The organism is Bradyrhizobium sp. SMVTL-02 (assembly GCF_051853005.1).
Taxonomy (GTDB): Bacteria; Pseudomonadota; Alphaproteobacteria; order Rhizobiales; family Xanthobacteraceae; genus Bradyrhizobium.
Map to the genome: position 1 here is coordinate 4,614,038 of NZ_CP182469.1, position 20,420 is coordinate 4,634,457.

Annotated in this window: 19 protein-coding genes; 5 read left to right on the forward strand and 14 right to left on the reverse strand. The window is 64.8% G+C overall.

Going from position 1 to position 20,420, the window contains the following annotated elements:
- Positions 1-9: 9 nt before the first annotated feature.
- Positions 10-258, forward strand: coding sequence for a DUF6894 family protein (locus tag ACNJYB_RS21790; protein WP_439368398.1), 249 nt, complete (start codon positions 10-12; stop codon positions 256-258).
- Positions 259-317: 59 nt separating this feature from the next.
- Here the strand turns inward: ACNJYB_RS21790 and ACNJYB_RS21795 are convergent, their stop codons facing one another.
- Positions 318-1,091, reverse strand: coding sequence for a helix-turn-helix transcriptional regulator (locus ACNJYB_RS21795; protein ID WP_439368399.1), 774 nt, complete (start codon positions 1,089-1,091; stop codon positions 318-320).
- 109 nt (positions 1,092-1,200) lie between these two features.
- On the opposite strand from ACNJYB_RS21795, the gene ACNJYB_RS21800 reads away from it, so the two are divergent.
- Positions 1,201-2,280 (forward strand): zinc-binding dehydrogenase, encoded by a 1,080-nt coding sequence (locus ACNJYB_RS21800; protein ID WP_439368400.1) that lies wholly within the window; start codon positions 1,201-1,203, stop codon positions 2,278-2,280.
- A 127-nt stretch (positions 2,281-2,407) separates the two neighbouring features.
- On the opposite strand, the gene ACNJYB_RS21805 is transcribed toward ACNJYB_RS21800, so the two are convergent.
- The 8 genes from ACNJYB_RS21805 to ACNJYB_RS21840 all read right to left on the reverse strand — a co-directional run bounded on the left by ACNJYB_RS21805 (position 2,408) and on the right by ACNJYB_RS21840 (position 11,547).
- A complete protein-coding gene (locus tag ACNJYB_RS21805) occupies positions 2,408-3,112 on the reverse strand; it encodes an ABC transporter ATP-binding protein (RefSeq protein ID WP_439368402.1) in 705 nt (234 codons plus the stop codon).
- Positions 3,113-3,119: 7 nt separating this feature from the next.
- The gene (locus ACNJYB_RS21810; protein WP_439368403.1) at positions 3,120-4,400 is read right to left on the reverse strand and encodes a lipoprotein-releasing ABC transporter permease subunit; all 1,281 of its coding nucleotides are present in this window, start codon (positions 4,398-4,400) and stop codon (positions 3,120-3,122) included.
- A 73-nt stretch (positions 4,401-4,473) separates the two neighbouring features.
- Positions 4,474-5,793: a proline--tRNA ligase gene (gene proS / locus ACNJYB_RS21815; protein ID WP_439368405.1), complete on the reverse strand. Its 1,320-nt coding sequence runs from the start codon at positions 5,791-5,793 to the stop codon at positions 4,474-4,476.
- Positions 5,794-5,944: 151 nt separating this feature from the next.
- On the reverse strand, positions 5,945-7,507 hold the full coding sequence (locus tag ACNJYB_RS21820; RefSeq protein WP_439368407.1) for a copper resistance CopC/CopD family protein: 1,563 nt from the start codon (positions 7,505-7,507) through the stop codon (positions 5,945-5,947).
- A complete protein-coding gene (locus ACNJYB_RS21825) occupies positions 7,507-8,025 on the reverse strand; it encodes a YcnI family copper-binding membrane protein (protein ID WP_439368409.1) in 519 nt (172 codons plus the stop codon). The genes ACNJYB_RS21820 and ACNJYB_RS21825 overlap by 1 nt, the downstream gene beginning before the upstream one ends.
- A 31-nt stretch (positions 8,026-8,056) precedes the next feature.
- Complete coding sequence (locus ACNJYB_RS21830; RefSeq protein WP_439368411.1) at positions 8,057-8,572, reverse strand: copper chaperone PCu(A)C; 516 nt, start codon at positions 8,570-8,572, stop codon at positions 8,057-8,059.
- A 38-nt stretch (positions 8,573-8,610) separates the two neighbouring features.
- A complete protein-coding gene (locus ACNJYB_RS21835) occupies positions 8,611-11,088 on the reverse strand; it encodes a TonB-dependent receptor (RefSeq protein WP_439368412.1) in 2,478 nt (825 codons plus the stop codon).
- Positions 11,089-11,172: 84 nt separating this feature from the next.
- Entirely contained in the window at positions 11,173-11,547 is a 375-nt protein-coding gene (locus tag ACNJYB_RS21840; protein ID WP_439368413.1) for a DUF2946 domain-containing protein, read from the reverse strand.
- A 647-nt stretch (positions 11,548-12,194) separates the two neighbouring features.
- Between ACNJYB_RS21840 and ACNJYB_RS21845 the strand changes: the two genes are divergently transcribed.
- From ACNJYB_RS21845 to ACNJYB_RS21855, 3 genes are read left to right on the forward strand one after another with little or no spacing between them, the layout of a single operon-like run.
- The gene (locus ACNJYB_RS21845) at positions 12,195-13,217 is read left to right on the forward strand and encodes a sugar ABC transporter substrate-binding protein (RefSeq protein ID WP_439368414.1); all 1,023 of its coding nucleotides are present in this window, start codon (positions 12,195-12,197) and stop codon (positions 13,215-13,217) included.
- Positions 13,218-13,238: 21 nt separating this feature from the next.
- Positions 13,239-14,741: a sugar ABC transporter ATP-binding protein gene (locus ACNJYB_RS21850; protein WP_439368415.1), complete on the forward strand. Its 1,503-nt coding sequence runs from the start codon at positions 13,239-13,241 to the stop codon at positions 14,739-14,741.
- Between the two features lie 12 nt (positions 14,742-14,753).
- Positions 14,754-15,782 (forward strand): ABC transporter permease, encoded by a 1,029-nt coding sequence (locus ACNJYB_RS21855; RefSeq protein ID WP_439368417.1) that lies wholly within the window; start codon positions 14,754-14,756, stop codon positions 15,780-15,782.
- A 430-nt stretch (positions 15,783-16,212) separates the two neighbouring features.
- Here ACNJYB_RS21855 and ACNJYB_RS21860 read toward each other — a convergent pair whose 3' ends face one another.
- The 5 genes from ACNJYB_RS21860 to ACNJYB_RS21880 form a co-directional block, all read right to left on the reverse strand.
- A complete protein-coding gene (locus ACNJYB_RS21860; protein WP_063982993.1) occupies positions 16,213-16,431 on the reverse strand; it encodes a hypothetical protein in 219 nt (72 codons plus the stop codon).
- A gap of 211 nt (positions 16,432-16,642) precedes the next feature.
- Positions 16,643-17,683, reverse strand: coding sequence for an ABC transporter ATP-binding protein (locus ACNJYB_RS21865; RefSeq protein WP_439368418.1), 1,041 nt, complete (start codon positions 17,681-17,683; stop codon positions 16,643-16,645).
- The gene (locus tag ACNJYB_RS21870; RefSeq protein WP_439368419.1) at positions 17,676-18,656 is read right to left on the reverse strand and encodes an ABC transporter ATP-binding protein; all 981 of its coding nucleotides are present in this window, start codon (positions 18,654-18,656) and stop codon (positions 17,676-17,678) included. The genes ACNJYB_RS21865 and ACNJYB_RS21870 overlap by 8 nt, the downstream gene beginning before the upstream one ends.
- A complete protein-coding gene (locus tag ACNJYB_RS21875) occupies positions 18,653-19,474 on the reverse strand; it encodes an ABC transporter permease (protein WP_439368420.1) in 822 nt (273 codons plus the stop codon). Before ACNJYB_RS21875 ends, ACNJYB_RS21870 begins: the two co-directional genes overlap by 4 nt.
- Positions 19,471-20,394 carry an ABC transporter permease gene (locus ACNJYB_RS21880; RefSeq protein WP_439368421.1) on the reverse strand — a complete coding sequence of 308 codons (924 nt, stop codon included), beginning with the start codon at positions 20,392-20,394 and terminating at the stop codon, positions 19,471-19,473. Before ACNJYB_RS21880 ends, ACNJYB_RS21875 begins: the two co-directional genes overlap by 4 nt.
- Between the last annotated feature and the right edge of the window lie 26 nt (positions 20,395-20,420).

Consider the following 20,420-nt stretch of genomic DNA (forward strand, 5'->3'; position numbering starts at 1 on the left):
GAGATCAGGATGCCACGCTACTATTTCGATCTTCGGGACGAAGACGAGCTAGCGCTCGACGAGGAAGGTCTCGAGCTTTCCGGCCTCCGCGCTGCCCAGGTCGAGGCCGCCAGGTCATTGGTCGATATGGCGCGAGACGCAGCCTGCTCGTCCGTTCCCGCGAATGGCCAACACCGTATGGCGATCGAGGTCCGCGACGCGAGTGGCCCCGTGATGCAGGTCAAGTTCACTTTCGAGGTCGAGACGCTGAAGCATTGAGACCGCCGCGGGCGGCCGCCGCCGGAAGCCGGCGGTCGCCCCGTGTGTGTCTTCGCGCCTCACATCGGCGTGTAGATCACCAGCTTCAGCGCCGGATCGTCATTGGCCTGAAAGCTGGTGTGCTCGAAGTGCAGCACGCCCTTTGTCGGATGGGTCAGCGTCTTGCGACCCGACAGGGTGCCGTGCACCTCGTGCGCGTCCCACCATTTGACGAATTCGGGACTGCCATCGCGCAGCCGCGCCAGCAATTCCGCAAAAGCCGGATCGCCGGCCCAGACGTCATGGGTGGCGCGAAACATCGCCACCATTCGCTTGGCCACATCGGCCCAGCCCGCGCCGTAGGATTTCCGCGTGCGCTTGTTGGTCATCATCAGGAGCAGCGTGTTGCGATCCTCCTCGGGCAACCGGCCAAATGCGAAGACCTCCTCGGCGGCATCGTTCCAGGCCAGCACGTCCCAGCGCCGCCCGGTGATATAGGCCGGATGCGGCAGGCTCTCGACCATCCGCTGGATCGGCGGCGGCACGATCTCGCGCGTGAACGCGCCCCTCGCACCATCGCGCGCCAGCGCCTTGAGATGCGCGTGCTCGGTCTTCGAGAGGCGTAGCGCGCGGGCCAGCGCGTCGATCGTGCTGACCGACGGACTGATGGTGCGGCCCTGCTCGAGGCGGATGTACCAGTCGACGCCGATGCCGGCGAGTTGGGCGACCTCTTCGCGGCGCAGGCCCGCGGTGCGGCGCCGCCGGCCGACGGGCAGCCCGACGGTCTTCGGCGACAGCTTTTCACGGCGGGACCTCAGGAAGTCGCCGAACTCGACGCGGCGCGGATCGGCCATGATGTCGCTCCCGCGATGGAGGGCCTTGGGGATACTAGGATAATACCAGGCCTTCTTGTCGCTGCAAGGGCGAGGCATAACCCCTCATCCGTCCCTGAGGTAAAACACCATGAAAGCTGCCGTGCTCAAATCCTTCGGCTCGCCGCTCGCGATCGAGACTGCTCCCGATCCGGTGCTCGGCACCGGCGAGGTCGTCATCGACGTCGTCGCCACGCGGGTGCTGTCCTACATGAACGAGGTCTTCAGCGGCGAACGCAACTACGCGCTCGACCTTCCGATCGTTCCCGGTCCGGGGGGCATCGGCCGGGTGCGCGCGATCGGCCCGGATGCGACAAGGCTCGCGGTCGGCGACTGGGTGTTCTGCGACCCGACGGTGCGCTCGCGCGACGACGCCGTGGCGCCCGATATCGCCCTGCAAGGCCTCACCGCCGCCGGTCCCGGCGGCCTGCGCCTGCAACAGCATTTTCGTCACGGCTCGTTCGCCGAGCAGATGCGCGTGCCGACCGAGAACGTCAAACCCCTCGGCACGATCACATCGGAGGAGGCGACACGATGGTGCGCGCTGGGCACGCTGCTGGTGCCCTATGGCGGCTTCCTCGCCGCCAATTTGCAAGCGGGCGAGACCGTGCTGGTCAGCGGCGCCACCGGCAATTTCGGCAGCGCGGCAGTGTCGGTTGCGCTGGCGATGGGAGCGGCCTGCGTGGTCGCGCCCGGGCGCAACGAAAAGATCCTCGCCGACCTCGTCCGCCGCTTCGGCAGCCGCGTGAAGCCGGTCAGGCTCAGTGGGAACGAGGACGCCGACCGCGAAGCGATGAAGCGCACCGCGCCCGGGTCGATCGACTGCGTGTTCGACATCATGCCGCCCTCGGTGAGCCCGACTGTGGTGCGCGCGGCGATCATGACGGCGCGCGCCTATGGCCGCGTCGTGCTGATGGGCGGCGTCGGCATGGCCGGCGGCGCTGGACTCGAGCTGCCCTACCCCTGGATCATGCGTAATTGCATCAGCATCCACGGCGTCTGGATGTATCCGCCGGACGCGGCCGCGCGCCTGATCGCGCTGGTGCGCTCGGGGCTGCTGCGGCTGGAGGAATACCAGACCACGGCCTTTGACCTCGACCATGCCAACGATGCCGTGGCGCATGCCGCGGCCAATGGCGGGCCGTTCAGATTGACGGTGATCAGGCCGTAAGAGACACCCGCCCGGCGATGCGCCGTCGGCGCCGTTTTGCCCGGCCCATCAAACGCCTGGCAGGCGTCGGGCCGGCACTGGCGGAAACAGCCCGGCTACTGTGCATGGGGTTGTTTTCGCAGTATTCTTATTCGAGCTCGACCACGTGGCCGTTCGACAGCGAGACCCGTCGGTCCATGCGGCCGGCGAGTTCCATGTTGTGGGTCGCGATCAGCATGGAAACGTGGGTCGCCTTGACCAGCTGCATCAGGGCCTGGAACACGTGCTCGGCGGTGCCGGGGTCGAGATTGCCGGTCGGCTCGTCCGCGAACAGCACCCGCGGCGCGTTCGCGACCGCGCGCGCGATGGCGACGCGCTGCTGCTCGCCGCCCGACAGCTCTGCGGGTCGATGGGTGATGCGGTCGCCGAGGCCGAGATAGCCGAGGATCTCCTTGGCGCGCTTGACGCTCTCGGACTTCTTCAAGCCGCGGATCATCTGCGGCATCATCACGTTCTCCAGCGCCGAGAACTCCGGCAGCAGCCGGTGCGACTGGTAGACGAAGCCGATGTCGGTGCGGCGGAGCTGGGTGCGCTCGATATCGGGCAGCTGCGAGGTCGGCGCGCCGTTGACATAGACCTCGCCGGAATCCGGTGCTTCGAGCAGCCCGGCAATGTGCAGCAGCGTCGACTTGCCCGAGCCCGAGGGCGCCACCAGCGCGACCGACTGTCCCGCCCACAGCGCGAGCTTGGCGCCGTCGAGGATCGTCAGCGGCACCTCGCCCTGCAAGTACTGCCGCTTGATCTCGTGGAGATAAATGACCGGTACATCGTCAGCCCCCTGCTGCTGCTCCATCAGGCCCTCACTCGTACCGGAGCGCTTCGACGGGGTCGAGGCGCGCGGCGCGCCAGGACGGATACAGCGTCGCCAGGAACGACAGCGTCAGCGCCATGATGACGACAGCCGTGGTCTCGCCGATGTCGATCTCGGCGGGCAGCTTCGACAGGAAGTAGAGCTCCGGCGAGAACAGCTCGGTACTGGTCAGCCAGGAGAGGAATTGCCTGATGGATTCGATGTTGAGGCAGATCACGAGGCCGACGACGAATCCGACCAGCGTGCCGACCACGCCGATCGAGGCGCCCGTGATCAGGAAGATGCGCATGATCGAGCCCTGCGAGGCGCCCATTGTGCGCAGGATCGCGATGTCGCTGCCCTTGTCCTTCACCAGCATGATCAGGCCCGACACGATGTTGAGCGCTGCGACCAGCACGATCATGGTCAGGATCAGGAACATCACGTTGCGCTCGACCTGGAGCGCGTTGAAGAAGGTCGAATTGCGCTGCCGCCAGTCGACCAGGAACACCGGCCGCCCCGCCGCCTCCGTCACGGCCTGGCGGAAGGCAACGATCTGATCGGGATTGGTGGTGAACACCTCGATCGAGGTGACGTCGTTGCTGCGGTTGAAATAGGCCTGTGCCTCCGCGAGGGGCATGAATACGAAGCCGAGATCGTATTCGGACATGCCGATCTCGAACACGGCGACGATCTTGTAGGGTTTGATGCGCGGCGTCGTGCCCATGGGCGTGACCGCGCCCTTCGGCGCCACCAGCGTGATGCTGTCGCCGGCATGCAGCGACAGCTGGTCGGCGAGGCGCCGGCCGATCGCGACGCCCTGCCCCTCGTCGAAACCTTCGAGCGAGCCCTGCTTGATGTTCTTGGCGATCGAGGTGAGGTTGTTGAGATCATCGGAGCGGATGCCGCGCACCAGGACGCCCGAGGCGTTCCACGGCGAGGACGCCAGCGCCTGGCCGTCCACCACGGGTGCGGCGAGCCGGATACCTTTCACCTGGCTGAGGCGGTCGGCGACGTCCTTCCAGTCGGTCAGCGGCGACTCCAGCGGCTGCACCAGGATGTGGCCGTTCAGGCCCAGGATCTTGTCCAGCAGCTCCTTGCGGAAGCCGTTCATGACGGCCATGACGATGATCAGCGTCGCCACGCCCAGCATGATGCCGAGGAACGAGAACCCGGCGATGACCGAGATGAATCCCTCCTTGCGGCGCGCCCGCAGGTAGCGCGCCGACAGCATCCACTCGAATGGCGCGAAAGGCGCGGTTTGCACGGTTTCAGTCATGGTGTCGTCCATCGCTCGATAATCCCATGATTCGGGGTCAATTGTGGCCGGATTGGCGGCCGCGATATCGGGCGATGAACAATATTCAGCCGACCAGCCGGGCGACCGCGTCCGCAGGCGACATGGTCTCGCGGGAGCCGTCACTGCGCCGCTTGATCTCGACCTTGGCGTCGGCGAGCCCCTTCGGCCCGATCATGATCTGCCAGGGGATGCCGATCAGGTCGGCGGCGGCGAATTTGGCGCCGGCGCGCTGGTCGGTGTCGTCGTAGAGCACGTCGACGCCCTTGGCCTGGAGCTCGGCATAGAGCTTTTCGCAGGCCGCATCGACGGCGGCATCGCCCTGCTTGAGGTTGAGCACCACCGCGCGGAACGGGGCGACGGCCTCGGGCCATTTGATGCCGGCATCGTCATGGCAGGCCTCGATGATGGCACCCAGCAGGCGCGAGACGCCGACGCCGTAGGAGCCGCCATGGATCGGCACGTCGACACCATCAGGACCCGCCACCAAGGCCTTCATGGGCTCGGAATATTTGGTGCCGAAGTAGAAGATCTGGCCGACCTCGATGCCGCGGGTGTTCACCCGCTTGTCCGCGGGCACTTCCTGTTCGAACCGCGCAGCATCGTGAACGTCTTCCGTCGCGGCATACACCGAGGTCCATTGCTTGATGATCGGCGTCAGGTCGCTGTCGTAATCGACGTCCTCGCCGGGCACCGGCAGGTCCAGCACGTCGCGATTGATGAACACGCCGGATTCGCCGGTCTCGGCGAGCACGATGAACTCGTGGCTGAGATCGCCGCCGATCGGGCCGGTCTCGGCGCGCATCGGGATCGCCTTCAGCCCCATCCGCGCGAAGGTGCGCAAATAGGCGACGAACATCTTGTTGTAGGCAACGCGCGCCGCCGCTTCATTGAGGTCGAACGAATAGGCGTCCTTCATCAGGAACTCGCGGCCGCGCATCACGCCGAAACGCGGACGCTGCTCGTCGCGAAATTTCCATTGGATATGATAGAGATTCAGCGGCAGGTTCTTGTAGGACTTCACGTAGGCGCGGAAGATCTCGGTGATCATTTCCTCGTTGGTCGGCCCATACAGCAGCTCGCGCTTGTGGCGGTCGGCGATGCGCAGCATCTCCGGGCCGTAGGCGTCGTAGCGGCCGCTCTCGCGCCAGAGGTCGGCGAGTTGGAGTGTCGGCATCAGCACCTCGATCGCCCCGGAGCGGTCCTGCTCCTCGCGCACGATCTGCTCGATCTTCTTCAGCACGCGAAAGCCGAGCGGCAGCCAGGCATAGATGCCGGCGGCCTCCTGCCGGATCATGCCGGCGCGCAGCATCAGCCGATGCGAGACGATCTCCGCCTCTTTCGGATTTTCCTTCAGGATGGGCAGAAAGAATCGCGACAACCGCATGGCAATACTCTGGGAATCAGTGAGGGGTTGCAGTGAAACCGGATTAAGAGCGAAAATACAAGACCGGGAATGAGGAAAAGCCGCTAAGGCGGCGGAATTCCTGTCATTTTTCCGTTGCCGTCAAGTTTAGCTTGAATCTCAGCCTCACCCGTTACGGCGGCGCCACCTCGAGTTCGTCCTCGAGCGTGACCTGCTCGAAATCGGTCACCAGCGCATCTATCCGAACATGCCAGCGGCCGCCGAAGGGCAGCTCGACCTTGCGCACATGCCAGTAGCCGTCCTGCCCGAGCGAGGCGCCGCGCGCCATCGGCTCGATGCCCCGTTCCGGCAGGTTGAGCGTCAGGGTCACCTGCTTGGCCGTCAGCGGCATCCCCTCGCCGGTCATGAGCTGGAGCACGAAGTCGTCGACTCCAACCTTGCCCGGGGAGACCAGTACCTGGAACATCGCCTTGTCGGTGTGGATGTGGAGCGCCAGCGGCGTCTCGGGGACAATGGTCCGCGGCGGCGGCGTGAAGCGCCAGCCGGCGACAAGCGCGAAGATGCCGAGCGCGATCCCGCATTCGAGCAGGATCGAGCGTCTGAGCGCGGGCGCGGCTTTGTGGTCCCGCGCCAGGGCCGATGTCAGCCGGAACCGATTGAGCGCGGCAAGCGCCAGCAGCAGGACGGCGAGACCAAGCTTGATCGAGAGGATCGCCCCGTAGCGCGTGTCGATCAGCGCGGATGGCCTTTCGAGCTGAACGATGGCGAGACCGAGGCCGGTCAACGCCAACACACCGACGGCCAGCACGGCAATCCGCGAAAAGCGGTTCACGACCGGTAGCGCCGCAGTCGCCGGCTTCGACACCAGCGCGGCGAGCGGCGCGAGGGCTCCGGTCCAGAAGGCAACGCCGAGACCGTGGAGGAAGACGGCCGGACGCGTCAGCACCTCGGGCGGTGCCGTCGCTGCGTGCCCGGTCATGGCGAGCGACAGGCCAATGCCGATGAATGCGATCATCGCAAAGGCGCGCGCGTACCACGCGCTGCGCAGCGCCATGATCGCGAGCAGCATCGCCGCGATCGCCACGAGCAGCGCGGGGCCGGCGCTGGTCGCGAATGCGACATTCCACGGAGCAGCCGTCACGAGCGCCGCCGGCGGCAGCCCGAGAAGATCGAGGCCCAGCGCACCGAGGGACGCAACCGCGCCCGGAATGCCGATGAGGAGCGCCACGAAAGGCACTGTCGTGCCCGTCATCGACCACGCGAGCCACCGCGCGAAAAACACGCCGCCGACGCCGACGAACAGGCCGAGATAGAGACCGATCCGCGCCAGCCAGATCAGCGCGCTCAATCCGCCGGCCGCACCGGCAGGCGGCTTCGTTGCGGTCGGAGCGCCGACCGAGAAGATCACCGATCCCGCGACGGGATGGCCGTCCTGCGAGATCACGCGATAACTGACCACGGCCGTGCCTTTCGGCAGGTCCGGCGGGATCACAATCGAAATGATCTCGCCCGATGCGTCGATGCGCGCGTCCTCCCGTTCCTTGCCCGCACCATCGATCAGCAGAATTGCGCCCGACGTCACCGCCTCGTTGAAGCGCAGCTCCACCGCCTTCGGTGCGGCCTTCAAGATGCTGCCGCTCGCCGGATCGACCGAGACGAGCGCGGCATGCGCCATGGCGTCGGTCGCGAAGCCGACGATCAGAACCAGCGTCGCGAGCGCGGCGAAGAGGCGCATCAGGGTTTTGGCAGCAGCTTCACCCCGGGCGCCGGCGACTTGCTCTCATGCGAATCCCCTGCCCCTTCCCCCGGGATTTCAATCCAGCGGCTGACGCCGGTCTCGCATTCCTGCACAACCGGGAAATACAGCGTCGTGTTCGGCTTGAGCGTGTCGGTCAGCACCGTGTGCATGACGAACTCGTCATAGTTCTTGTCTGACAGCTTGCCGCCGGACCATGCGACCTCCTTGACGCCGGAGGAGAGCTTATTGCCGTGATAGTCGTACTCGGCGGCGTATTTGCCTTCGACGACGTCGATGGTCCAGCCCGGCTTCGGCATCGGCTTCACCGCGATCACCCCTTCCGGGACCTGCACGCGGATTTTGACGGTCGGCGAGCCCGCGCAGCCGTGCGGGACCGCAAACACGGCCTTGTAGGACGCTCCGACTTTGGCCTGCTTGCTCTCCAGAAAAACATGAGCCGCCGCAGGCGATGCGGCGAACAAGCCAGCAAAAATGAGCCAAGACATTTTCAGCATCTTCGTTCTCCCGGAAACGAGATCATGCTCGTCACATTTTCATTCCCGAATGGTCGTGCATCTTCTTCTGCCCGCCATCGCCCGGCCCCTGCGCGCCTACGGCCTGCACATCGAGAGACACGGCGACCTTGCCGGCCTTCTCGAACTGAAGCGTCAGCGGAACCTTGTCGCCCTGCTTGAACGCCCCCTTCAGCTCCTGCAGCATCAAATGATTGCCGCCGGGCGCCAGCTTCACGGTCTTGCCGGGATCGATCACCAGCCCCTTGTCGAGCGGACGCATCTTCATCACGCCATTGTCCATCGCCATCTCGTGAACCTCGGCCTTGCCCGCGATCTCGGCGGAAACGCTGACCAGTCTGTCCGCGGCCGTCCCCTTGTTCTCGATGGTCAGATAGCCGCCCGCGACCTTGGCGCCGCCCGGCGTCGCCCGGCTCCAGGCCTGCGAGATGACGAGATCGCCAGCCTTGACGTCCTCGGCGCGCACCGGGGCTGCGAACATTGCGGCGGAGAGCGCCACGAGCGCGAAGATGCGTGAGAACTTGTTCATGTCGTTTGCCTTTCTTGTCGTCAACATCGCCCCACCCGTCAGAACGTGTACTTGGCGGCGAGAACGAAGGTTCGCCCCGGGAATGGATGGAACAGGAAATACTGCTCGTCGAAGAGATTATCGATGCCGAAGTCGAATGCGAAGTTCTTCGTCGCGTTGTAGTGCACCTTCAAGTCCACAACGAGGAAGTTGTCGAACGCACCATAGACGTGGGAGACGCGATCGGTGTTGTCCAGCGTCGAATACTGCTTGCCGCTGTAACGTGCGGCGACCGTGTAGGCCCAGCTGTCGTTCGGCCGGTAGGTCACGCCGAACTTGGCGCGCCAGTCGGGCACGAAGGGGACGCGCTTGCCGATCACGGTCGTGGGCAGGTTCGTCAAGGGATCAAATCCCGCCCAGCCCGCGTCAGCCAGGATACGCGAGTCGACATAGGTCACGCTGCCGAACAGCTGTAGACCGCTGACCAGAACATTGTCCTTGTCGGCGGACAACTCGATTCCCTGCAACCTGATCGCATCAACGTTGCTGATCACTGTCGTCGGCGTTTGCACCTTCGTGACCGGGTTGGTGACGAGGTTGGTCTGAGAAATGATCGCATGATCGGTGTGCTCCCGGAACAGAGTCAACCGGACGCGGCCGTCGCTCCATGTGCGCTCGATGTTCAGCTCGCCCGTAAGATCCTGCTCGGGCAAGAGGTTGGGATTGGCGATCGTCGCCACGCCGCCGACCGTCAGGTTCTGATAGAGCTCCATGACGGTCGGGTAACGATAGGCCTGCCCGAAGTTTGCCGTGACATTCCAGTCCTTGTTCGGGTCAAAGGACAGCGAGGCTTTCGGTGAAAAATTCGTCGAGGCGAGTTGCGGTTGTTGGACCGCCGCGGTCGATGTAATCGCGCCGGCAGCGCTCGTCGCGGTGCTGATATTGAAGCCGTCCTGGGCTCGCCAGGTCTCGAATCGTCCACCGAGCGTGAGCTTCAGATTTGGAAGGATTCTCCAGGCATCCTGAAGCCAGATTGCACCGGTGCGGGTCTCACCTTGCCCTTGCGAATAGAGCGTGCCCGTCCCGGTGTCTGCCGTCGCATACCACACCGACGACGCATAGACCGGACTTTCGAGGCGGTAACGATCACCATGCAGGCCAAAGCTGACCTCGTGCGGTCCGTCGTAACCGAACGGCCGCCAGATTCCCCTGGCATCGGCATTCTGCCAGTTGGTGCCGTCCATCCTCGTGATCTTCCCGTTCTGGGAATAGCCGACGCCCGTTGGCGTGACGGTGAACGGATTGAGCTGGATGTCCTGGAGATAGTTGTAGCTCGAAGCCGAAAGGTCGAAATCGTAGGTGCCCTTGGTGTCGCTCTTGATCGCGACGGCATTGCTGACGTGGGTTTGGTCCCATACGTATTTGCCCGTGGCAAATCCCGACAGGCCCGCAAATGTCGGAGCGCTGGTCGCAGCGGATCTCAAGTAGGTCTGGGGATCGGAGACCTGGTGGTTGTTCCAGATCCCGAACGAATAGGTCGCCTGGACCTGCGCCGTCAGGTCATAGGCGACGCGGACGTTACCGGACGTCTGCTGTGAATGCGCGAGGATGCCGGTACCAACCACGTTGGCCGGGATGCCCTGCTTGTTCAGCGCGGGAAACGCACCGGTCGTACCAGCCGGGATGCCGCCGCTCGTCGTATAGGTGAGCGGCTGCTGGTAGCTGTCGAGATAGTTGGCGCTGACGAGCCAGGACAGCTGGCCCTCGCGATTGCCGGCGGCCGCGCTGGTCTGGCTGGCCACGTAGGTGTCCTTGGTGCCGTATTGATTCCACGGCATCACCGAGACTGTTTCCTTGGCGGCCGCAAACGGCTTGTCGGGCATCCTTGACGAGATCAGCAGCACGCCGCCGATCGAGTTGCCGGGATAGGCGGCCGCGAACGGACCGTTGAGGTAGTCGATCCGACCAATCGCTTCCGGCGAGATCAAGTTCCACTTCGGCGAGGCATTGGTGTTGTTGTTGCCGATCAGCGCCGAGATCAGGAGATCGTCGTAGTAGATCAATGTCCGCGAGCTGGAATTGAGGCCCCAGCTTCGCGTCGCGAGCACGGCATTGTTGTCCCCGTCATTGCGCTTCCGGACGAACAAGCTCGGCATGTATTTGACGGCATCCTCGGGGTCTTTGAGATTGATCGTCTCATCGACCTCCTTTGCCGTGACGCTGAAGGAGCGCTGTGGCAATTGATAGCGCGTCACAGCAGCCGGCGGCTCCAGCGACGGCCGGATGCTGCCAGCCCCCTGCTCGGACGCGATGACGGCAGCCGCGCGCACGGGGGCGGGCTTTGCCGACCGATTCCGGGCGACAGTCGTCTGCACCGACGGTTTGCGCGGGTTCGGCTTCACGGCGGCGGGCGCAACGACGGTGACCGGCGGCAGCACGGCGTCGCCGCTCTGGGCGAAAACTCCGCTCGACGACGCAAGCAGCGCCGCCTGGATGGCGACGACGCTCACGCCGCGAGGGGCATGGCAACGTAACATGGGGTATTCCTGACGCCGGCTTTCTTCCCGGCTGTTCGACAGCATCGATCGCCAGCGGACGGACCGCGGCAATCACGAGGGTGGTCAGGAAAAGTGCGGGGGTGCGCGCGCCCGGGCGTTTGAGCCCCGATGGCTTGCAAGAGCGGATGCGTCCGCTCGATGCCACGCCACGCGTTCAGCGTAGCGGAGGGGAATGGCGAACGCTGTCTGCGGCGGCGAATCGAGCGAAGCGTTTGCCTGCGCTAGACAGCAGAGGGCACAGGTGCCGGCATGCGCAGTCGGCGAGCCGGTCCGATCGTTCAGGCCACCCTGGTCGCCCGTGCTATGGCAGATGACGGCGGCGGACAGCGGATCGGCCACGGGTTGCCCTGCCGCGAGACAAGCGGCAATCGGCGCCAGCACCTGCATCACCAAAGCAAGCAGGACCAGAGGTAGGAATTTTTGCAGCCGTGCGCGCATCCGCCGAACCATTTGTTCGTGCGCTAACTAAACACCGCGCCGGCACCCAAGTCGAGGCCAGTTCCGCCGCCGGCTGGGTCCCGCGCAAATTTCCTCAAATCTGAGATCGGGACCCGCCGCCGAGGGGCGGGATCCGCCAATTGAGGCAGCCAAGCAACCCGCCCATCCACAGATTTCTCATATATGTCATATGGTTAGATGGCCAAAAGCCCGATCATTTCGTTAGCTGCTCTTATTTTGAACAATCGTTGCCGAAAATGATGACAAGTGAGAAAAGTTGATCTAGCATCCTCTTGCTCAGGCGCCGACCGCGAGGTCGAGGCCTGGTGGTCCAAGTCTCGGGAGGAGCCCCTGGCGCGCAAAATGCAGCGTCGCCCCGTCAATCAAGATCAAATCTTAAGATCGGGGATAATAGGGTCGACACAATTTTTGAGCGGGGCCAGGGCCCCGCTCTTTTTTTGCCCACATGGCTTCAAAGCCGATGAATGCTTCCCCCAATCCGATCGAGCAGAGTTTGGGATCGCGGCACGGGCTGCGCTGATCTCACGCCGCTCGCAGATTGAGTGCCAACAACTCTTGTGAGAGACTTTCGGACATCGGTCGCGCAGGCAATGACGCGCCGACGACAAGATATATGGGAGCGAGCGATGTCCGGGACGAAAGATTTCTCGACGACGAGGCGCGATCTTCTTCAGGCGGCGGCGGCCGCCGGCGCCGGGGCTGCCCTGTTCGGCAGCATGGGCATAAATCCAGCACTGGCCGCCGAAGTCGGACGCAGCGAGAAGCCGCTGAAGGCGGCATTCTCCAACGCCGGCCTTCAGGCCACCTGGTGCGCGCAAGGCAAGCAGGCGGCGGAATTCTGGGGCAAGCTGTTCAACGTCGAAGTCACCTGGTTCGACGGCCAGCTCGATGCGGTGAAGCAGCGCGCGGCGATCGACAACATGGCGTCCCAGAAATGGGACTTCGTCGCGATCCAGGCGTTCGGCATCGGCACCCTCACCCAGCCGGTGCAGAAGATGATCGACGCCGGCACGCCCGTGATCGACATGGACACGCTGATCGCGCCGCTGGACCAGATCAACGTCCACTCCTTCCTTGCCCCCGACAACGAGTTCATGGGCGCCTCGGTGACGCAGGCGCTGTGCAACGCCATGGGCGGCAAGGGCAAGATCATCATGACGCAAGGTGCGCTCGGACATACCGGCGCGCAAGGACGGGCCAAGGGCTTCAACTCGGTCGTCAAGCAGTTCCCGGGGATCGAGGTGCTCGACACCCAGCCGGCCGACTGGGACGTGTCGAAGACCGCTCGCCTCTGGGAAACATACCTCACGAAATATCCGCAGATCGATGCGGCGTTCTTCCACAATGACGACATGGCGCTTGCGGCGGCCAACATCATGAAGGCGCGGGGCCGCACCAACATCCTGATCGGCGGCGTCGACGCCATGCCGCCGGCGATCCAGGCGGTGAGCGAAGGTCGCATGTTCGCAACCGTGCGCAATCCGTCCTGCCGCATCCACGGCGGCGCCATCATCGCAGGCGTCTCCGCCGTGGTCGGCGGCGAGAAGAGCGGACAGGGCATTCCCAAGAACGTCGTCACGGACGGCCCCGTGGTGACCAAGGCCAACGCCGCCGGGATGCAGTGGATGCAGGATCACTTCCTGATCTGAGTCTCCAAGATCTGATCTTTCATGCCTGAGGTGCGTTCGCCCATCCTGGAACTGCAGGGCATCACGAAGAGCTTCGGCGGCGTCGAAGCGCTTCGTGGTGTCGACTTCGCGCTTCTTCCCGGCGAGATCCACGGTCTCGTCGGCGAGAACGGCGCCGGCAAAAGCACCCTGATGAAGATCATCGCCGGCGTGCACACCGAGTTCTCCGGCCGTTTCCTGATCGACGGCAAGGAGACGCATTTTCGTTCGGCCCGCGATGCGCATGCGTCCGGCATCGCGATGGTGCATCAGGAGCTCTCCGTCGCCCCCGATCTCACGGTCGCCGAGAACGTCTTCCTCGGCAACCAGCCGACCAACGCCCTCGGCCTCGTGCAATGGCGGCGGATGGCGCGCGAGGCCGGCGAGCAGCTCGCCCGTTTCGGCATCGACGTCGATCCGATGACCCGGCTCGGCGATCTCCCGATCGGGCTGCAGCAGCTGATCGAGATCGCGCGCGTGCTGTTCTCCGGCGCGCGCATCGTCATCCTGGACGAGCCGACCTCCGCCCTCTCCCCGCCCGAGGTCGAACGCCTGTTCACGACGCTCAGGCGGCTGCGCGAGGAAGGCACCGCCATCGTCTTCATCTCGCATTTCATCGAGGACATCCTGCTTGTGTCCGACACCGTGACCGTGTTCCGCAACGGGCGGAAGGTCGCGGAGACCGCGAGCGCGGCGACCAGCAAGGGCGCGCTGATCGAGGCCATGATCGGCCGCGGCGGCGAGGCGATCGAGCACAGCTACTCCGACGATCTGATGCTGCCCCAGCCGAGCGATAGTGCAGTGGTCCTGAAGGCTGACCAGCTCTCGCTCTCACGCAGCCTGAAGGACGTCTCCTTCGAGGCGCGCGCCGGCGAGGTGCTCGGCATCTACGGCTTCATGGGCTGCGGCCAGCAGGAGCTCTCGCGCATCCTGTTCGGCAAGCTAAGGCCGGACAGCGGAACGCTGGCGGTCGAGGGTACGCCAAAGACCTTCGCCAGCACGGCGGCGGCGCGGCGCGCCGGCGTGGCGCTGGTGCCGGAGAGCCGGCGCGACATGCTGTTTCACCAGGAGCCGGTCTACAAGAACATCTCGATCAGCATTCTCGACCGCATCTCCTCCCTGCTGCTCAAGCCGGCACAGGAGCGCGACATCGCGAAGCGGCAGGTCGAGCAGTTGCAGATCAGGCCGCCCGTCGTCGGCCTCGAGCTCGGCATGCTCTCCGGCGGCAACCAGCAGAAGGTCGCGCTGGCAAAATGGCTGACCTACCCGCCAAAACTGCTCGTGTTGTGCGAGCCGACCCGCGGCATGGACGTCGGCGCCAAGAACGATGTCATCAACATCGTCCGCGACCTCCGCGCCAGGGGGCTCGCGATCATCGTGCTGTCGACCGAGCCGGAAACGGTGCTGTCGCTGGCCGACCGCATCCTCGTGCTCAAGCGCGGCGCATTGGTGCGGGAGTTCAAGAACGAGCCGGTCAGCAAGGATCGCCTGCTGGAAGCGGCGTGACGGAGAAGCACAATGGCGAGCAGTGAGACGGCTTTCGCGACCGGGCGACGCGCGCGAGGCCCTGCGCCCTTCCTGCGCTCGCAGATGCGCAACATCGCGCCGTTCCTGACGCTGATCTTTCTCTCCGCCTTCTTCGCCTTCGCCAGCCCCTCCTTCGCGACGCTCGACAACCTCGGCAATATCCTGACCCAGGTGTCGGTGACAGGCATCATCGCCGTCGGCCTCACCTTCGTGATCCTCTGCGCCGAGATCGACCTGTCGATCGCGAGCATTGCCAACGTCACCGGCATCGCGGTCGCCTATTTCACGCTGCAGGAATCCTACGTCAACATCGCCAACATTCCCCTGCCAGGCGCGGTCGCGATCATCCTGTCCATCCTGCTTTGCGCCCTGCTCGGCCTCGTCAATGCGCTGGGACTGACCGTGATCGGCATTCCCTCCTTCATCATGACGCTGGCGATGATGCAGATCGCGGCCGGCATCTCGGCGCTGCTGGTGCGCGGCCAGATCGCCTACAAAGTCCCGGGCCTGATCACGACGCTCGGCTCGGGATCGATCGGCGGCATCCCGTGGATCGTCATCGTCGCCGCCATCATGCTGCTCGGTGGGCACCTCGTGCTGACCTACACGCGCTTCGGCCGTTACGTCTACATGGTCGGCGGCAATCGCGAGGCAGCCGAATATTCCGGCCTCAACGTCAAGCTCATCCTGGGTGCGGTGATGGTGATCTCCGCGGTCTGCTCCGGCATCGGCGGCATGCTCGGTGTTGCCCATTTCGGCAGCGCGCAGCAGAACGAGTTCGACACGTACCTGCTCGACTCCATCGCTGCCGTCGTCGTCGGCGGCACCAGCCTGTTCGGCGGCCGCGGCGGCATCGGCAACACCATCGTCGGGCTGTTCGTGCTCGGCGTGCTCAACAACGGCCTCGACCACGTCAACATCGACAGCTTTTTGAAGATCCTGATCCGCGGGCTGATCCTGCTGGCCGCGCTGATCATCAACGTCTACGCCCAGCGCTTGAGGGAAAAAGCGGCGGAGTAGACGGCGCTCGAAACATAAAGTGCGAAAACAACCCCATGCACAGTAGAAACTGTGTGGGAGTTCAGCCGTTTACCGAGCCCGCCATGGCGCGAGCGCGACTGCACCAAAAAATTGCGACGCGTCGGGCAAAACAGGGGTAGGATGTCATCATCGGCAGCCGGCTCGAAAAGGCCGGTCCATCCACGGTCATTGCGAGCGTAGCGAAGCAATCCAGAGTGTTTCCGCGGAGGGATTCTGGATTGCTTCGCTGCGCTCGCAATGACGATGTGGCGGCAGGAGTAAGGCCGCCTCAGTTGGCGGCCTCTTTCATTCAGCCAAGAGCCGACTTCCGCTTTTGAGCCCTTAACGGACCCATGGACGCTGTAGTGGATTTGTCTGCGGCTGACCCAACTGAGACATTGGCGCGAGGCTTCTTCCCCGCGTCTTGTGTTCAGGACCACGGCGGCTCTTCGCTCTTCCCGACCGCCTCGTGGTGGGTCGTGACACCCGCCGAACGCAAGCCGGTCAGCAATACGGTTCGCACGGAGGCCGGATCGAATCCGATATCCTTGGCGTTTGGCGGATGTGCTTCGCTGCCCTTCAATCGGAGCGCCAAGTGCAATTGCTCGCAAAGGTGCTGAACGACGAGATTGACCTGATCGTCAGTCATGATCTGCCTTTCCTGCTACATTTTGCTCGCGAACGTAGTAGCACACATGAAAATGGGGCGGTACGCGATTGGACCTCGCCAAGGATCAACCCCACGCGATTGCCCATGGGCGGGCTCAAAAAATCGTCCGCCCGTCAGGGCAACCGAAAGTGACTGGCGGGCCACTAGAATAGAGCGTCGCTCTTGTCCGCGACGGACGCGCCTTCCATCCTTAACGATGCCCGCCCTCGGTCGAAGCCAATTGCGTCCGTCCCGCAATCTCGTCCGCCCGCCAGCATCGCACCGCATGCCCGTCGGCTCGCGTCTCCAGCAACGGCCCTGGCTCGTGGCGGCACACGTCCACAGCATAACGGCAGCGCGGGCTGAAGGCGCAGCCATTCGGCGGATTGAGCGGGTTGGGAAGGTCGCCGCCTGTGGTCGCCAGGGGTGCATGGCGCAGCGGATCGGGGATCGCGGAGATCAGGGCTTGCGTATAGGGGTGCGCGGGGCGCTCGAAGATCTCGCGCCAGTCGCCATTCTCGACGATGCGGCCGAGATACATCACCGCGACGCGGTCGCTCATGTGCTCGACGACGCCGAGGTCGTGGCTGATCATGATGTAGGACAGGCCGAGCGTGTCCTTCAGTTCCAGCAGCAGATTGATGATCTGGGCGCGGATCGAGACGTCGAGCGCCGAGACCGGCTCGTCGCAGATGACGATTTTGGGATTGAGGATCAGCGCGCGCGCGATGCCGATGCGCTGGCGCTGGCCGCCGGAGAATTCATGCGGGTAGCGGTCGGCCTGCTCGGGGCGCAGGCCCACATGCTTGAGCATGGTCGCGACGCGGTCCTCGATCTCGCTCTTCGCGGTCACGCCATGCACACGCAGGGGATCCTCGAGCGTGCGGCGCACGGTCTGGCGCGGATTGAGCGAGGCGTAAGGATCCTGAAACACGATCTGCACGGTACGCGCCAGGGCCTTGCGATCGGCGGACCGGCTGTCCGTCACGACCTCCCGCCCGTCCACCACGACCCGGCCGCGCGTCGGCTTCAACAGGCCAAGGATCGACAGGGCGACCGTCGACTTGCCCGAGCCGGACTCGCCGACGAGGCCGAGGCACTCCCCTCGCCTCAAGCTGAGATCGACGCCGTCGACCGCACGGAGCAGCCGCCGCTCGCGACCGAACAAGCCGCCGCCGAGCGGAAAATGAACCGCGAGATCCTCGACCCTGACGATGAGATCGTCGTCCGGCTTCCGCTGCGGCTCATGCATGGTGGTAACACCTGACGAAACCGCCGGCCTCGAGGACATCCGTCTGAGGCGCGACCGTCCGGCAGATGTCGGTCGCCCGCGCGCAGCGCGGATTGAACCGGCAGCCGTCCGGAAAACCGGTGATCGCCGGGACGACGCCCGCGATTTCCTTGAGCCGGGTACGGCCAAGCGCGGCGCGGCTGCCCAGCCGCGGCAGCGAAGCGACGAGGCCCTCCGTATAGGGGTGCGACGGCGCACGGAAGATATCGGCCGAGCCACGCTCCTCGACGATGCGGCCGGCATACATGACGGCGACGCGGCGACAGACATTGGCGACGAGGCCGAGATCGTGGCTGATCATCAGGATCGCCGTTCCCCGCTCGGCACACAGATTCCGCATCAGCTCTATGATTTCGGCCTGCACGGTGACGTCGAGCGCGGTGGTCGGCTCGTCCGCGATCAGGAGATCCGGACCGCAGGCCAGCGCGATGGCGATCATGACGCGCTGGCGCATGCCGCCGGACAGCTGATGCGGATAGTCGTTGACGCGACGCTCCGGCGCGGGCACGCGGACGCTCGCCAGCGCCTCGACAGCCAGCTGGTTGGCTTCCCGCCAGCTCTTGCCCTTGTGCAGCACGAACATCTCGGCGATCTGCCGGCCCACGGGAGAGACCGGGTTCAGCGCCGTCATGGGCTCCTGGAAGATCATGGCGATGCGGTTGCCGCGCAGCTCCCGCCGCCCGGCGGCGGAAAGGTTCTGGATCTCCCGTCCCTCGAACCGGATGACACCGCCGCCGATCGACAAAGGCGACCGCAGCAGGCCGATCAAGGCGAGCGCCGTGATGCTCTTGCCGCAGCCGGACTCGCCGACAAGGCCAAACGTCTCGCCGCGATCGATGCGGAACGAAACGCCTTCGGCCGCCGCAACGCGCCGCGATCCGTCATCGAGATCGATGCGGAGATCCTCGACCTCGATCAGCGGGGAGGCCGTCATGTCCGCCGGCTCCGGGAATGGGGATCGAGGATGTCGCGCAGGCCGTCACCGAGCAAATTGAGGCCGAGCACCGTCAGGAAAATCGCAAGGCCCGGAAACAGCGAGAGCCAAGGCGCCGTGGTGATCTGGTCGCGAGCCTCGGACAGCATGCTGCCCCAGCTCGGGAAAGGCGGGCGGACGCCGAGGCCAAGGAACGACAACGCGGCTTCGGACAGGACCGCGCTGCCCATGCCCAGCGTGCCGATGACGACGATCGGCCCTAACATGTTCGGCAGCAGCTGCGTGATCATGATGCGCAGATCGCCGTAGCCGAGCACGGTTGCCGCCTGCACATAGCCCTGGTTCCGTAGCGACAGCGCGGAGGCGCGTGCGAGGCGGCAGGTGAAGGACCAGTTGGTCAGCCCAAGTGCGATCAACAGGCTGGTGAGGCCGGGGCCGAGCACCGCCATGATGGCGAGCGCGAAGATCAGCGAGGGGATCGCGAGCATCAGATTGGTCAGGGCGTTGACGACATCGTCCCACCAGCCGCCAAAATAGCCGGCGCTCAGGCCCAGCGCCACGCCGATGACGCTGTTGATGAGCTGGGAGACGATGCCGACCGTCAGCGAGACGCGCGCGCCGTACAGGACGCGGGAATAGATGTCGCGGCCCTGCCCGTCGGTGCCGAACCACCAGGTCCAGCTCGGAGGCTCCTCCGCGTTCATCAGATTGGCGTCCATGACGGGATCGGTGTGCGCCAGCCAGGGCGCGAGCAGGCCGACCATGATCGCGAGCGCGAACAACGACCCGCCGATGACGAGATTGGCGCGGAGCTTCATGCGTATCTAATCCTGGGATCGATCACGCCGTAGAGCACGTCGATCAGCAGATTGATCGCGAGAAAGAACAGCACCACCACGAGAATGGAGCCCTGGACGGCGGGAATGTCGCGCTGCAGGACGCTGTCCACGAGCAGCGAGCCGATGCCGGGCCAGGAGAACAGTTTCTCGACCACGACCGCCTGCCCCATCAGCGCGCCGAACTGCAGGCCCATGGTGGTGAGGATGAGGACGAGTGCATTGCGCATCACGTGCCACTTCACGACCCGGGTCTCGCTCATGCCCTTCGAGCGCGCCGTGCGGACGAAGTCGGCGGTCATGATCTCCAGGACCGCGGCGCGCGTCGTGCGCGCCAGCAGCGCCATCGGCGAGACGCCGAGCGTCACGGCCGGCAGGATCAGATATTTGAGGCCGCCGTCGCCATACCCGAAGCTCGGCAGCCACCCGAGCTTCAACGCAAACAGGTACATCAACAGCAGTCCGAGCCAGAATTTGGCCAATGACAGGCCGGACACCGCCAGGACCATCGACACGGTGTCGACGAGGCTGCCCGGCCGCAAGGCCGCGACGAAGCCGAGCGGCACGCCGAGCAGGACCGCAAACGCCATGGAGGCGAAGATCAGTTGCAGTGTCGGCCATGCCCGCTTGGCGATCATGATCGTCACCGGCTCACGCGTCCGGAACGAGGCCCCGAGATCACCGGTCGCGAGCCTCGCGACATAGGCGCCGAAGCGCATGTAGACGGGCTGGTCGAGGCCGAGCTGCTTCTTCATGCGCAGCTCGACCTGCGGATCGCTGTCGTCGCTCATGGTCGAGACGATGCTGCCGGGAACAACGCTGAACAGGACGAAGACCAGCAGCACGACGGCGAGCACGGTCGGAATGGTCTGCAGGAGGCGACGGATCAGGAACGCGAGCATCTCAACTTTTCCCCGCTCCCTCCCTC